The sequence below is a fragment of the Bradyrhizobium sp. SPXBL-04 genome (genome assembly GCF_051853035.1).
GTDB classification, from domain to species: Bacteria; Pseudomonadota; Alphaproteobacteria; order Rhizobiales; family Xanthobacteraceae; genus Bradyrhizobium; species Bradyrhizobium zhanjiangense.
Genome location: NZ_CP182472.1, coordinates 3,953,130 through 3,967,603, shown reverse-complemented (window position 1 = coordinate 3,967,603; position 14,474 = coordinate 3,953,130). Strand labels below are relative to the sequence as shown.

General features: G+C 60.3%; 10 protein-coding genes and 1 pseudogene. 4 read left to right on the top strand and 7 right to left on the bottom strand.

The features are described 5' to 3' along the window. Positions 1-201: 201 nt before the first annotated feature. Positions 202-486: pseudogene (locus tag ACNJX8_RS18655) on the top strand (chromate transporter); the annotation flags it as partial. Positions 487-499: 13 nt separating this feature from the next. On the opposite strand, the gene ACNJX8_RS18650 reads toward ACNJX8_RS18655, so the two are convergent. From ACNJX8_RS18650 to ACNJX8_RS18635, 4 genes are all read right to left on the bottom strand, one after another. Continuing rightward, positions 500-2,404, bottom strand: a complete 1,905-nt coding sequence (locus ACNJX8_RS18650; RefSeq protein ID WP_439361633.1) for a sensor domain-containing diguanylate cyclase — start codon at positions 2,402-2,404, stop codon at positions 500-502. Between the two features lie 209 nt (positions 2,405-2,613). After that, positions 2,614-4,755 carry a glycosyltransferase gene (locus tag ACNJX8_RS18645; RefSeq protein ID WP_439361935.1) on the bottom strand — a complete coding sequence of 714 codons (2,142 nt, stop codon included), beginning with the start codon at positions 4,753-4,755 and terminating at the stop codon, positions 2,614-2,616. Positions 4,756-4,776: 21 nt separating this feature from the next. Further along, positions 4,777-6,057: an HlyD family secretion protein gene (locus ACNJX8_RS18640; RefSeq protein ID WP_439361632.1), complete on the bottom strand. Its 1,281-nt coding sequence runs from the start codon at positions 6,055-6,057 to the stop codon at positions 4,777-4,779. Between the two features lie 530 nt (positions 6,058-6,587). Further along, positions 6,588-7,955 (bottom strand): phenylacetate--CoA ligase family protein, encoded by a 1,368-nt coding sequence (locus tag ACNJX8_RS18635; protein WP_439361631.1) that lies wholly within the window; start codon positions 7,953-7,955, stop codon positions 6,588-6,590. Positions 7,956-8,790: 835 nt separating this feature from the next. On the opposite strand from ACNJX8_RS18635, the gene ACNJX8_RS18630 reads away from it, so the two are divergent. Next, the gene (locus ACNJX8_RS18630; RefSeq protein WP_128943328.1) at positions 8,791-9,087 is read left to right on the top strand and encodes a hypothetical protein; all 297 of its coding nucleotides are present in this window, start codon (positions 8,791-8,793) and stop codon (positions 9,085-9,087) included. A gap of 206 nt (positions 9,088-9,293) precedes the next feature. On the opposite strand, the gene ACNJX8_RS18625 is transcribed toward ACNJX8_RS18630, so the two are convergent. Continuing rightward, positions 9,294-10,394, bottom strand: coding sequence for a cytochrome-c peroxidase (locus ACNJX8_RS18625; RefSeq protein WP_439361630.1), 1,101 nt, complete (start codon positions 10,392-10,394; stop codon positions 9,294-9,296). Between the two features lie 280 nt (positions 10,395-10,674). On the opposite strand from ACNJX8_RS18625, the gene ACNJX8_RS18620 reads away from it, so the two are divergent. After that, on the top strand, positions 10,675-11,739 hold the full coding sequence (locus ACNJX8_RS18620) for a glutamate-cysteine ligase family protein (protein ID WP_439410347.1): 1,065 nt from the start codon (positions 10,675-10,677) through the stop codon (positions 11,737-11,739). Between the two features lies 1 nt (position 11,740). On the opposite strand, the gene ACNJX8_RS18615 is transcribed toward ACNJX8_RS18620, so the two are convergent. Both ACNJX8_RS18615 and ACNJX8_RS18610 read right to left on the bottom strand, forming a co-directional pair. Continuing rightward, on the bottom strand, positions 11,741-12,547 hold the full coding sequence (locus ACNJX8_RS18615) for an ABC transporter permease (protein WP_128941274.1): 807 nt from the start codon (positions 12,545-12,547) through the stop codon (positions 11,741-11,743). Further along, entirely contained in the window at positions 12,544-13,140 is a 597-nt protein-coding gene (locus ACNJX8_RS18610; RefSeq protein WP_128943326.1) for an ABC transporter ATP-binding protein, read from the bottom strand. Before ACNJX8_RS18610 ends, ACNJX8_RS18615 begins: the two co-directional genes overlap by 4 nt. A gap of 123 nt (positions 13,141-13,263) precedes the next feature. Here ACNJX8_RS18610 and ACNJX8_RS18605 point away from each other — a divergent pair, with 123 nt between their 5' ends. After that, entirely contained in the window at positions 13,264-14,460 is a 1,197-nt protein-coding gene (locus ACNJX8_RS18605; protein WP_439361628.1) for a DUF3182 family protein, read from the top strand. Positions 14,461-14,474: the final 14 nt, after the last annotated feature.

The following is a 14,474-nucleotide window of genomic DNA, read 5'->3' as shown; positions in this document are numbered from 1 at the left end:
GGCGGAGGCTCGCTTGGCGAGACCGGCGGGCGCTGCAACGGCCGCCAACGTCCCTCCGAGCAGAAGCAAACGGCGCTTGCTTGGCATGACTGGTCCCAACCACTGCCGATCAGCGTCATGCCTTCTCGTTCTTACAGTGTGCAGCCGGAATCGGATCAAACGTCCGTGACCAATCTGAATTCATCAACCGATACCTCTACCGGCATCTTCCTGCCCGGGATACTAGTGCTGCTCGGAGCCTTGCCGTTCTGGGATTCGTTCCGCAAGCGCGCTGGCGCCCAGGCCATGATGCGGGGTGTCAACGCCGCGGTCGTCGGCGTATTGGGGGCGGCACTCTACGATCCGGTATGGACCGCGACCGTGCATTCGCCACGGGACTTCGGCATCGCGCTCGCTGGCTTCGTCCTGCTGGTCGCCTGGCGCGCTCCTCCGCTCATCGTCGTCGCGTTCAGCGCCGCGGCGGGTGCAGCGATGGCGCAGGTCTGATTGCTGCCCCCTTTCAAGCCCGTATCGAGCCGGGCCACGCGATAATTTGCCCTGACATCACGAGGCCGTTGCGTCCGCTCTCCTTGGCGACATAGAGCGCCTTGTCCGCAGCCGCTATCAGTGACGCGCAATCCGCTTTGTCGGTCAGCGCCACGTGCGTTGCGCCGCCAATGCTCACAGTGACCTGCTTGGACGGCGGGTTGAACGCGTGCAGGATGCCGAGTTCCTGGATCGCTTGCCGAATTTGCTCGCCGACCTGCTCGCACCCTCCTGCATCAGTATTCGGTAACAGCAAGGCGAATTCCTCGCCACCGTAGCGGGCTGCCACGTCTGCCGGACGTCTGGCCTGCTCCGCCAGAACCCTGGCGATTGAGCGAAGACACGCATCACCGGCCTGATGCCCGTACTGATCGTTGAAGCTCTTGAAATGATCGACGTCGATCAGCAACAGCGATAAAGGCGCTCCTTCACGCCTGGCCCGATCCCATTCCGCCGCCAGCCGCTCGTCGAAGTGCCTGCGGTTTGCCAATGACGTCAGGCCATCCGAAATCGCGAGAGCCGACAGCTTATCCTCAAGATCCTTACGTTCGGTCATGTCGCGCGAGATCGCCACCACGCCGTTGATGTCTCCGCTCTGCACACTCCTGGTGACGCGCAGCGCAGTTTCGATCCAGACCTCGTTTTTTTCGCGATGACGGGTGCGATATGCAATTCTCGCCTCTTCGGCTTCGCCGTCCATCAACGCGGAGATGGTTTGCTCGACCCGTGCCAAGTCCGCGGGATTTATCCCGGCGAGAGCTGACGTATTCACCAACTCGTTCGGAGCCCAGCCAAGAATCTGGGCGCTGGACGGCGACGCATAGAGGATCTGCCTATCGATCGCGATGCGCATCACCATATCGCCCGACTGCTCCGCGAGGAGGCGAAAATCCGCCTCCTTGGCGACCAGAGCTGCGGCCATCTTTTGCCGCTGGTGCAGCTGATGCACCAGCAAGAGCCCCGCAACCGCCAGCCCTCCTGCCAGTCCCAGGACTGCAGCCATGCGCCCCAGAGCGGCTCTGCGCCAGGGGGCCAAGACATCGTCTTCCGATTCGGTGGCAACCACGAGAACAGGATAGCGACTGCTCCGTTGATAAAAGCTCAGACGCCGAACCCCGTCGAGAGGCGACGTGAAGTAGTAGGCGCCCGCAACCGGCCGCTCGCGGAGATTCCTAAAAAGCGGGGCGCCAGACAGATCGCGGCCTGTGTATCCGTTGTCCGGGCTACGTGCGAGGACAATGCCGTCTGCGGCCGCCAGCGCAACTGAACCATTCTGGCCAACGTCGAACCCGCTATAAAACTGCAGGAAGTAATCAACGTTGATTGTGGTGAGGGCGACGCCGGCAAAACTGCCGTCAGAATGATTGAAGCGTCTCGACGCTGTGATGATCCATTGCCCGCCTGATCGACTCCTCACCGGATGTCCAATGAAGGTTCCCCGGTCAGCCACGGCACGATGATGCTGAAAATACTCGCGGTCGCTGTTGTTGAGGCCGGCGAACTCCACGGGCTCGCTGGTAGCGAGCCAGCGTCCGGTCTCGTCATAGATGAACACCGCCCGGATTCGATTCGCGGCCTTGCGCCGGGAAAGAAAGGTCTGAATCTTGGCAATTGCCGCAGGGCCAGTTCCCTCCAGTTCGAGCTGGCCGACCAGCACATTGAGAACAGTGTCGGTAAGCTCGAAGGTGTCGTCCGCGTGCTGCGTCAGCGATCGGGCCAGATTGGCCATGTCGGTCTCGGAGCTCTTCAACGTCGCCTGTCGCGACGACCACTCCCGCCAGCCGCTCACTGCGACAATCGCCACGCAGGCGACCGCCACAAATACGGATGCCCAGAACGTCAGACGCCCTTGGCGAAAATCGCTGCGATGATCGGACAAGAGACGTTCCCTCTACCCTGACACCCCAGGACGATTCGGGGTTATGACAGGCTTGACCATTTCCGGTTGAGGTTTGTGGCAGAACATGGAAGTCGGCTGACCGCATCGAGAGCCGGTTTGTGCGATCGACAGCTCGCGGAGGTCGATGAGCACAGGGATCAACATCATCAGCTCAGCCGATGGCTTGGAGTACCGAGCCGCCGACCCGGCTAAGGAAAGGTTCTGGTGAAACTCGTCGGATGCAGGCTTCGAGCTCCGGCGAGATGTGCCAAATCGCCGATCCGCGGTTGAGGCCGGATGACCAGGCTCTCGGCCGGCAGACGCTCAGCCGGCGAAGGCGCCGCGGGTTTCGCGCCACTTGTCTCAAGCTGAGGCAACGGCGCGGCCATTGACCAGATGCTCTTGAGCATCGTTCTGTTCACCGACCATGCGATAACACTGTTCTCCTTCAAGCGGGCGACGGTAAAAAGCTTGCGGATCAACAGGTCTCGTTCGAGCGACTGCGGCAATTTGAACTGCACCCCCACGAGCTGACCTCTTTGCTGCGCGATCATCGCGTCGACCCAGCCCACCTGCATGATGTGTACGCGCAGCGGTTCTCCGCTACGAGGACAGTCGATGCCGGAATCGAGCAGGACGCCGGCGCCGGAAAGAGAGATGTTGCTCATGCGCCCGGAAAGCAGCTCACCGGTCTCAGTATGGATCAAGACTGATTCGTCGACATCGAAGCGTTCCTCGGAACGTCCCATCCGCGCCTGTAGCGAGGTCATGCAGACGAAGAACAGCACGACGATGTTCACGACCGACCAGAAGGCGACCATCGGTAAAGCGGCGGGATGATCGATGATCCGCCATTCCGGGATGGTGTTCAGAACGAGGCCGACAACCGTCAACGCCATCAGGGCCGCCGACGGCCAGAATATCTCCGTGGCATAGCTTGTGCACCGCGCGGCGGCTCCCTTGGGCGTCACCCTGAACGCATGTCCCTTCGGCTTGACGAGAGTCCCGAGCACCGTCGGTAGAATCTTGAAGCTCTGGATGGTCGCCGACACCTGGGCAGCCAGTGGAAAATGCGCGTGCGGCGCGAACCAGGAGATACCACCGTTGAGCGCCAGGATCGCGGGGAACAAGTAATAGAAGACCGACTCAGGGGTGACGTCGACCACAGGCGCGAGGCCGGTCCACATGAACACGATCGGAACCACCACGACCATGAGCGCCCGCAAGCCCAATGAGAGCCAATGCGTCGGAAAGAAGAGGAGCCGATGCATCAAGCTCAGTCCGGGGCCGAGCGGGCCGGCGGCGAGATACAGGGTCTGGATCGCGCCACGCGCCCAGCGTTGCCGTTGCACGAAAAAGGCGCCAAGGCTTTCCGGTGCCAATCCAATTGCCAGCGGTTCGCAAAGATAGCGGGTGACGTATCCTTTGCGCAGCAGGACCAGCGTCAGCAGGATGTCTTCCGTAATGGACTGGGTCGGCAAGGAATCGCCTACCGCGCGGAGCGCTGCACGACGCGTGACGGAGTTGGATCCACAACAAAACGCACCATCCCAACCATCGCGCGCGGGCATGATGCTATCGAAGAAGAACCGTTGTTCGTCCGGCAGTCCCCTGTGCAGGCCGAGATTCGCCTGCATCGGGTCCTCGTTGTAGAAAGCGTGCGGGATCTGAACGATTCCGATCTTTGGATCGGCGAAGAAGCCCATTGTGCGCATCAGGAAATTGCGCTGCGGCACGAAGTCCGCGTCAAAGATCGCGAAGAACTCGCCATGCGTCATCGTCAGCGCATGATTGATATTGCCTGCTTTCGCATTCACATTGTCGGAACGGGTGAGATACCCGGCACCCTTGCGCTCGCAGAGTTCCTTCAGCCAGGGCCTGCGACCATCATCCAGGACCCAGACCTGGAAGTTTGGATAGTCCAGACATAGTGCGCCCGTGATCGTCTTTTCCAGCACCTCGAACGGCTCGTCATAGGTTGGAATGAAGACGTCGACCGAGGCCAACTCATCATCCGGCAGGCAGCGAAGCCGACGTTCGTGCTGATCTGCCTCGCTGCGGCGATCGGTCCTGCGAAGGAAGGTCAGATAGAGAATGAACTGATCCGTGAAGGTCAGGAGCTCGACGAAGAGACAGAGCCAGATCCAGCCGACCTGATACCAGGTCCCGCTTGCCGGCAGCACTGTGGTGAAGATGCGCCATTCGAGATAGCGGGCAACGACAAGCCAAACCGCGACAAAAATCGCGATACGCGCCCAAAGGCGCGTGACTGCAAAGGTTGGCGCCAACAGGTACATCGCCGCAAAGACGCCCAACATCGGCGCGAACAGCTGAGCGAAAGACAGAGTCATGACCTGCACGGAATTTCTCGCTCACAGGGACGACTGGTCGAGATCCAGCCGAGCGGTCAGCCATTTCAGCTTCGAGCTGACCAATCGAAGCAGGCCGTCGGAGCTGCGCTCGAAGCGCACTTCGGCCAACCGTCCGATATCGCAGGAGCCGTTGTGGTCGGCCGCCGTCTCGTTAGGCGGCAACGAGATCTCAACAGTAATGTTACCCGGATCAGGTCGCGGCACCCGAGCCGCGAGCAGTCGATCATCGGCGTACGCGGCCGAGCCGCGAACTTGCCGGATCTGGCCGGTCTTCCACTCGCGACTCCCGATCAGGCGGACAGTAGCAGGATCTCCAGGCTTGATCTTCTCGAAATCGCGCTCGGGCAGTTCAACGACGATGAATCGGCGTTCGCAATCTGCAAAATCAAAGACCGATTGCCCTTCCGTGACCATCGAGCCCGGGCTGGCCGCGACCGACCAGACCACATGGGCTGCAGGCAACGATAGATCGTAGTGTTGAAGGCGATCAAGTCGAGCGCGCTCCTCTGTGATTTCCGCGGCCAGCTGCGCGGAACGTGAGCTGTTTTGCAACAGGTCCGTCTCGAGCTCCTGGCGACGGAGAACAAGTCGCTCGCGCTGTTGCTGAGAATAGGGCACGTCATTGGCATCGCCACGAAGATAAATGCCCTTCTCAGCCGCCGCCAACTCCGTCTTGAACCGCTGCAGGCGTTCATCGGCCATCTGGCACCGCGTTGCGGTTGCCTCCTGGGAAGCCTGGGCTTCGGAAGAACGGATCTGTGAACTGATGCCGAGCTTGACGAGCTTCTCCATCCGGCCCGCGACATCGTTCCGCTGCCGCGCCTCGGCGAGACAGCCGCCTCGTTCGGCCTCCGTTTCTCCGATCTCGTGGCTCAGGCGTGCGACCGCTCCCAAACGATAGTCCTCGCTGCGCTCGCGGAGCTTGCGATCGAGCTCGGCGATTTCCTCAAGTTGCCGACGTGCGAGCTCTGCGCGCTTGCTGGACACGGCAAGCTGCTGATCGAGGTCCATGAGGTGCCGGCGATCCGGCGAACGCGCCTCGACCAGCGACACCACCCGGTTGCGCTGGAAATATTCACCTTTGCGTGGAAGATCAGGCGCGAGCTGACCCGCGATCGGTGCAGTCACGCGCATGAGCTCGGCGTTGACGAAGGCGGACGGAGCGATTCTGTAGGTCACATACGGCAACAGGGCCCATCCGCTCAGAGCGATGATGCCGAGCGCCAGGGATCGTCGGACAGTTCGGCTACGAATGAAGCGTTCGACATGCAAGCGGACCACGACTGGATCTCCAATGGGCTTTGGTCGCTGCGCCTGCCTCAGCAAAGGCAGGCCAATCGACGCGGCCCGCCCAGCATTGTCATGAAGTCTGCGTGTGAGAGGCACTGAGCATTCCGGCAGCATTGCTGCCAGCCGAAGTCAGATTCATCGCAATCGCAGACTCGTCTTCGCAACCAAGAGAAGTGTATCTAGCTTTCACCACACCAGGTTAATTTATGTCAAAACCGGAAGACTACGGCCCGAACCGAAATCAAGATGCGGCTTGAAGTCGGCGCCATTGGCGGCGAGCTCGTTCGCTTGAACGCGCGAAGCTGTCTTGCCGAGATGGGCAAAAGATTAGGTGCAGTTCGGGGCCTATAGGTGCTTTTCAAGCCGGATGCCAGCGCACCGTAATTCCCGGTTCACGCCGGCCTGCCCTGACAAGGCCATCGCCAACCGTTCACCTACAGCGGGCAGTTCGTTGCTTCGCGTCAATGGAAACGCGGGTGTAGGGCAGCAGCAGCGCGATCCGCCCGAAGCTCTCATGATTTTCAAGCGCTCAGAACCAGTGGGATGACGGTGCGGTATTTTCCGGCGGAAGATGCGACTGGTGGTTCGGGGGCCAACTCAACAGACACCTGACCAAGCCCATGCTCGTTCAATAGCTTGGTCAGTTCGGAATGCACCGCCCGCCAAACCCGGTTTGGGTCAGCGTCGGCTGCGGGATGGAGCCGAACGCGCAATTGTGTTGGCGCAGTCTGCACGATCTGAAGCAACTCCACGCCAGGTACATGATCTATCTCAAGCGCGAGCGATGGCACTGCGACTTTCTCGCCGCGTTCGGTCGGAAACGTGAGGATGTCGGCAGCGCGGCCCCGCACGCGGATCGCCGGAAGCGGGTTGCCGCAAGGACAGGGATCAGGTCGTTGCAGGATGCGGTCGCCGAGATCGTAGCGGAGGATCGGCTGCACGCGATTGGCGAGGTTGCTCACGAGGACCGTATGCGACTCCTCACCGGGCGGCACCGGCCGATAGCTCGCATCGACGGGTTCGAGGATCGCCCAATCGCTGTTGACGTGATGCCAACCGTGTTCACAGCCGATCGCCATGAACAGGCATTCCGTCGCGACGTAAATAGTCCGGACCTTGGCGTGGAATGCCCTTGCGATCCGGTCGTATCCGTCCGGCGAAAGCCCTTCCGAAGTCGGAAGAACCAGCGCCGGCCGAATATGTAGGCGACCGGCATCCTGCTCGGCGGCCAAGAGTGCCATGACGCTGGCGTATCCGATGAGCAGAGCCGGGCAGAACCGATTGAGCTCGGCGACCAGATTCTGCAACGGCGCCTGTGCCGGGAGCGCCCGGAATCGTCGGGCCGACGATTTTGTGTGGATTGCAGCAAAGCTGGTTGCGCCGATGTAATGCCCCCCCATCGCAAGCACCGACGCCGCGCGGCCGCCGCCGACGAGGAGACGAAATATCTCGCTGGCGCTAAGCGCGCCGATCATCATGCGCAGCGAAAAAGCGAGTGTGACCGTCCAATTGTGCTCGTCCAACAGGAATATTCCAGGTGTCCCGGTGGTGCCCGAAGTGGTTGCCACTGAATATTTGCCAAGGAGGCGTTGCCCGATCAGCTCGGGGTTATCGACGAACGCTCGCACTGCCGCGAAACTAACCTCACGATCGGTGACCCAGTCGTCAAAATGACGCATCAGCTCTTGCTTATGAGCCACCGGCAGCACGGACGAACTCTCAATCCGCTCCGGTAGACCCTGATAGAGTTCGCGATAATAGGGCGAGTTGGCGCGAGCGAAGGCGACGGCCTCGCCAAGCCGAGCGCGTTGTCGCTGCGCGATGGCATTGAGACCTTGCCTTCTTGCGCGGTGCGCATCGAGCAATACCGATGAGATGATTTCGCTCATGATAGGCTCACATTGGCATGGTGCACGCGGCTCAAGCGCAATCGCGTCGCACCACCGCGCAAGAGGCTCGCGAAGGGTTATAGGATCATCAGACGAAAACGGCCTATCAACCAACCGCGCCCGAGCCGCGGACGCAAGCGCTTGCGCCGCGTGGGGCGCGGAGGTTGATGCTCGCTTTCTCTGGCCGCAAGGACGCTGGCACTGTCGGCGCTGGCCCCGTCGGGCACTGGCACTGTCGGCCTGCTCCTGTAGCGCTCGTGGTGCGAGAGACCGTCTCGATCAACCCACCCTTGATGTAGACCCGCGCAGACAGCGGACCCAACTCACGACTAGGTGAAGGGCGACTCTGGATGGGGCGTGGCCCGCCCGACCGGACAACGGGCGCCGCGCCCTATCGCGTCCGGACGGACGGGACGCCAGGCGGCCGCCCGGATGACGCCAATGTGCATTCGTTGGATGCGCGTGCGGATCAGGCGTGCGCCTTCCCAAAGCTCGACGTCATGATCATCGGCGAGCTGCTTGGCTCGTTCACTTGCCGTTCTTTCGTCGGCGCAATGGAGTTCGACGCGAAGCTGAATGTGGCCGTCCGCCCCCCAGGATATAGGCGCGATAATCTCCTCCAAAACGTCAGTTCCGAAGCTGAAACTCGAAGGAACTTACAACAATATCAGTGCAGTGCACTGTCCGTTTGATTAGGACAATACTCCCATTCTGCCGAGCCGAGGCGCTGGCGTCACTCGCGGATGCGCGGCTCTTTAAATTCACCCGGGGTCGGAACGCGCTGAGCAGGCGCACGTTCGCACTGACACAATCCTTTCGTAAGGAGGTAAGCGCCATGAAGTTGCTTATAAGTGCCGTCGCCCTTCTGCTGACGGTTCTGTCTTCAGCGGTGTTGGCGCAGACGACCAAACCCGACGTCTCCGGTGCTCCGAGCGCACAGAGCTCCGGCGCAGGAATACCGGGTCAACCGGGAAACAAGAGCGGTCCTGCCGTCAAGCCTGGAGAGACCGTTGGTTCTAGCTCGACGACGAACCAGGAGAACCCGACGGTTCGGATGCAGGACCCGTCGAACATTAAGGGACTGCCGGGCAATAAGAGCGGCCCGCCTGCTAAGCAGCCCTCGCGCCAGTGAATGGAAAGATCGGACTATCGCAAGCAGCATTGAGGCTCGTACCGAAAGACCGCGGGCCGGCGTTGATCAGGCCGCAGCATGGGCGCACCCTGGTTCTCGCCGGGTTCCAGTTTGAAGAGAAGTGATCGTGAGACGGCGACGTCAGCTGGTGAGAGCTCCGCCAGTTACCTGCTCAATCCACCGTTGGTCCGCGGTCTGGCTGACGTTCACCGGCCCTCCCCAGTTGCTTGATCCCCTGCAGCTTCGAAGGCGTTGGGGGGCAGCACTGGGGCGTTGCGAAAATGATCCGGCAACTCTCCGGTTAGACTTCCCAGGAAAGCTACGATGTCCGCGACATCTTGCTCCGCAAGATCCTTGCCCAACTGTACCTTCGCCATAATCCGCACCGCTTCAGGTAGCGCGTTGACCGATCCGTCGTGGAAGTAAGGCGGCGTCACGGCCACGTTGCGCAGAACAGGCACTTTGAAGACGTACATGTCGGCTTCGTCATGGGTCACATCGAAGCGGCCCTTGTCGATCTCGGCGCTCTTCGTCTCATTCCAGTAATCTTCGACAGCTCCGAATTTCTGGAAGCTGCCTCCTCCGACACCAGGGCCATTGTGGCAGGCTGTACAGCCGGTCTCGAGGAAGGTTCTCAAGCCGCGCTGTTCTGTAGCTGAAAGGGCCCGAGCATCCCCAGAAAGATATTGGTCGAAGCGAGACGGCGTGACCAGCGCGCGCTCGTAGCTGCCGATTGCCTTGCCCCAATTGTCCGGCGTTACAGAATCTGTTTCTCCCGGAAATGCCCTTTCGAACATCCCCAGATAACCGGGAATACCCTTAATTCTGCTCATTGCGGACGCATAGTCGAGGTTGCCAAAGCTTGTCGGGCCGACCAACGCCTGTGTCGCTTGATCCTCGACGTTCTTCCTGTCGCCGCGCCAATGTGCATTGAGCTGCAGGGCGGCATTGAGAATGGTCGGCGCGTTGCGTGGATTGATCTTGTCGTGTGTGCCGTGCGGTTTAGCCAAGCCATCCGTTCCGTAAAGGGAAGGCTGATGACAGCGAGCGCAGCTCGTGGTGCCGTCCACCGAGACGCGGGGATCAAAAAACAACGTGCGACCGAGTTCAACACGCTCGGGCGTGATCGGGAACTCCGGTGTCGCCATATCCTTGGGCAGTGGCTGGAAGACTTGCTGCGCTTGGGCCAACAAGTCATCCGTGGCACCCCTTACGTCAAAGGTCGCCGCGACGAGGCCGACCACCGCAACGGCTGCAATTAGCGCAGCCAGGCGGAAACGAGAGCACCACATTGAACTTGCTCCCATCGTACCTCTCCCACTCTGCCAAAACTCCAATGCGCCGTTCCGATGGCGGTTCCCCGTCCTCGTAATCCAGGTCATGTAATTCCGAAGGCCTAATCGAATGACCGGGGTAGTGCCGAAAATTCCCTCATGCAGGTGCGAGCATTCCGAAAGGGCCCTCACCCTTCACAACGAGTTGATCGCGGCATGCGGAAGGCCGGCCTGTAACGACCGTTATCGAACAGCAGGCTCCGCAGGAGTGGCTCCGGCATCGATGGTTTGTGATGGCTTCAGTCAAGAGCAAATGACCCGCCACCGTTCAGGTTTTCACTTTGGCTTGGAAACGGAGTTCCTTCTGGTGGATGCATCATGCCGTCCGCTATGGCATCCCACACTTCGTTTTGAAGAACTCAATGCAATTCTGGAGACAATCGAAGTCCGAGACTTTGATCAAAATGGACTTGATCTCATCCCCCTTCACCGCAAGAGAATGCCATTCGTTGTCGAGGGCTATCAGCTTCCCGGGCCGAATTTGGTGCCCACGGCATTGTTGCCGAAGGGGCTCGAGATTCGTACTCCGGTGTGCAATTCAATCGAAGAGTGCATCGACGCATTCGTTACGCTTCACGGCCGGATGCAGCGGTCACTGTCCGAGCATGGATACCGTGCGGCAATCCTCTCCTTCCATCCGATTGAGGACCATTTTGAAGGGCCGCAGAACAAGCGGCGATACGATCATTGGCAGTGGGCCATGGAGGCAATGACCACGTACGGGCCGGATATCAATGTCAGCGTGCCCTCCGACGTGGCGGAACGATTGGACCTGCACGAGCTGCATGGCAAGGTGAATTATTACGCCCCTGCCCTCACCGCCCTCACCGTTGCCTCGCCGTTATATCGCGGTGACCTTTGGCGGATGCGCGGTAAGGTCGGAAAATCTGTGCGCACCTATCACCGCAGCACCATTGCACCGGCTATTTCTATTCATCCAAAGGAAAACCTGCGCCTCGAACTCAAGCCACTCGAAATGACTCCATATCGCATCGACTATCACGGGTATTTTCTGCTGTGGCTTGCACTGATTCTTGATGAGAGCTTGCTGGGACGGGCGACGGAGCAAACGCGAATCTACGACATGGGACAGGTTGCCCGCTTTGGCCTTCATGCCGAAAGTGCTCGCGAGCGCGCTCATGAAGTCTTGTCGAACGCACCGAGCGCGCTCGGCCACTGGGGCTTTGATTGTCAGGCCCTGGATCATTTTCATGCTCGGCTGGAGACCCGCCGAGTCCCCGCCGACGACATCATCGATCTGTTCGAATGTGAGCAATCCATCCCGAACGTGTTACGCCATCTCATTGATTTGCGATGACTTACGGCAATTTTTCGCTGGCGATCCGATCCAGGCGCAATCGGTGTCGATGATCAGTTAGCAAACGTCCGCCGCCGATGACTGCCGCAAGCGTGCCCAAACCTGTTCCGCCTGCAATCAGAAACATGATCAATAGCTGGTATTTGACGGCATCGACGGGCTCGACGCCCGCGAGGATCTGGCCGGTCATCATCCCTGGTAGAGAGACCAGGCCAATTGCAGCCATGCCGTTGATGGTCGGCATGAAGCCGCTTCGCAGCGCATCGCGGATCACCGGGAGGAGCGCCTGATAGCGGGTACCTCCCAAGGCGAGGCACGATTCCACCGCAGCTCGTTCGCGCACCACGCCATTGACGAGCACATCCAGACCCAGGCTCACTCCAGTCATGGTGTTGCCCAGGATCATTCCCAACAGCGGCAGCGCGTAGCGCGGATGATACCAGGGCTCAGGACGGAGTTGCGAGAGCAGCGAAAACGTCGTGACGGTGCCGGCGGCGAGCAAGGTGCAGCCTGCCCCCAAGCCGTAGGTCCAAAGACCCTCCAGCCGTCGCTTCTGACGGGCGACGATTTCTCGCGATGCGAACAAGACCATGATGAAGGCGGCGAGTGCCGTCCAGAACGGAGAGACCACGGCAAACAGAAACGTCAGCACATATCCAACGAGTACGAGCTGGATCACCATTCGCATGCTCGCAAGGGCAAGCTGTCGTTCAAGCTTCAGGTGCAGCGCGAGCGAGAGCGCGCCATTCATGACAACAAGGAGCGCAGGCAATATGAGGTCGCTGTAAGCCAGCTGGATGTAACTCAAAGCGAGTGCTCCTCGAGGTGGCCGCCGCTCGCCATCACGAACAGACGAGATCCGACGCGACGAGCCTGGCCACTGTTGTGAGTGCTCCATAGGACGCTTGTTCCGGCCGAGACACGCGCGGCAACCAGGGCTTCCACGGATGCGGTCGATGCCGCGTCAAGCGCCGACGTGGGCTCGTCCAACAGAAGCACCCGCGAATGCAGCAACAGAGCCCGTACGAGGCCAAGGCGCTGCTTTTCGCCGGTAGAAAGTCTCCGGATTGGCCAGGTTCCGCAACTCGCTGGCAGCCCCAACTGATCCACCAACGGAGTGGCCAGATCCCAGTCGGTAAAGTGCTCCTGCACCGTGTCAGCCCACCAGCCAGGTTCGGCAGCTACATAGGTCACCTGCCTGCGCCAAACAGGGGCCGACATCGTTTCCCGCGACACCCCGTCCAGCTCGACGGAGCCCTCATTCGGATCGAGATCGGCAATGGCGCGGAGCAGCAAACTCTTGCCGACGCCCGACGGGCCCTGCAGCGCAATACATTCTCCATCCGCGAGTTCGAACGAGACCACGATATGCAAGCGCTTCAGCGCGCTGACAGTGAGCATATTACCTTTTACCCTTGGCACATCTTGCAGTGATCTACGTTATCTGAATGGGGATGTGCAGTCTCCCCATCAGACGGTTCCGTCCAAGCACTGGCCAATGCTCGGTTGTCTAGGTGGTTGCGCATGGACCGACCCACATTCCCTCATCTGCTTCAGCATCGATCGCGCCAAACGCGGCCATCCGCGGTTCGTGAGATTGCGCGCGAACAGCACGGAATCCGCGCGGTCGCCTGCCTCTTCCCTCGTCTGGGCGCGCCGATGTACACCCACGAGAAGGTCACGCTTTCCGTGGTGGCTAAGAGCATCGCGCGCCTTAAAGGCTGTCGATTTGTAGGCGAATACGGCCCGAAGACGCATGTGGCCGCTGGTCTTTTCTTCGTTCCCAGCGACACGCTCATGCTCGACGAGGCGCGAGATCTCGGAATTCAGTCTCCGCATCAGCTCTACGGCGCCGTGGTGCCATATTCCTTCGTCAAGACGAAGGCCATCACGCATCCCCTTGTCGCAAAGCACGCGGCCCGGCCGCGCGGCTGGTCATTTGCCTTCGGAGACAGTGTCCGTGATGCGGTTCTGCCGGGCTACACCGCATTTGACGTCGGCGGTGCAAGGCTGGCGGTCAAGCGGCTATTGGCACTAGGGCCGGTTCGCGTGAAGGAGCCGCTGGGCGACGGAGGTCATGGACAGACGGTCATCACGAACATTGATGAACTGGAAGCTTACCTGGAGAAATTCCCGACAGATAAACTGGCATCTCACGGCCTGTCGCTCGAGGTCAACCTGCGTCAAGTCGTAACCCGAAGCGTTGGTTGCACGATGATCGGCGACCGGTCGATCGCCTATCACGGCACGCAACGGTCGGTTACCAATAATCATGGACTTCGGGTCTATGGCGGCTCGCACATCATTTGCGTTCGCGGCGACTGGTCGGCGCTCGACAGTCTTCCCATGGAGATGGAGGCGAGGCTGGCTGTAGATCAAGCTCGAATATACGATCGGAACGCCGCCAGATATCGGGGCTTCCTGGCCTCACGCCGAAATTATGATGTTGGACAAGGCATTGATGGAACCGGAAAATGGCGATCTGGAGTGTTCGAGGCGTCCTGGCGCTCCGGCGGCGCGAGCACTGCCGAACTCGCCGCTCTGACCGCGTTCGCAGAGGATTCCAGCTTACACGTGGTCGAGACGGCGTCCGTGAAGGATTATGGGAAGCTACGCAGAACCCCGGCTGGCGCAGCCATCCATTTCGATGATGATGATCCTGAAGAGGGTCCATTGATCAGATACACGACTGCCGCGCGAGCCGTGCGCCAACTGGCGTAAGCTGTGGAAGGCTC

Coding starts and splice junctions, on each gene's coding strand:
- ACNJX8_RS18645 (WP_439361935.1), bottom strand. CDS start 4,755: ATGACTCTGTCTTTCGCTCAGCTGTTCGCGCCGATGTTGGGCGTCTTT.
- ACNJX8_RS18605 (WP_439361628.1), top strand. CDS start 13,264: ATGGACCGACCCACATTCCCTCATCTGCTTCAGCATCGATCGCGCCAA.
- ACNJX8_RS18610 (WP_128943326.1), bottom strand. CDS start 13,140: ATGCTCACTGTCAGCGCGCTGAAGCGCTTGCATATCGTGGTCTCGTTC.
- ACNJX8_RS18630 (WP_128943328.1), top strand. CDS start 8,791: ATGAAGTTGCTTATAAGTGCCGTCGCCCTTCTGCTGACGGTTCTGTCT.
- ACNJX8_RS18620 (WP_439410347.1), top strand. CDS start 10,675: ATGACCCGCCACCGTTCAGGTTTTCACTTTGGCTTGGAAACGGAGTTC.
- ACNJX8_RS18625 (WP_439361630.1), bottom strand. CDS start 10,394: ATGGGAGCAAGTTCAATGTGGTGCTCTCGTTTCCGCCTGGCTGCGCTA.
- ACNJX8_RS18635 (WP_439361631.1), bottom strand. CDS start 7,955: ATGAGCGAAATCATCTCATCGGTATTGCTCGATGCGCACCGCGCAAGA.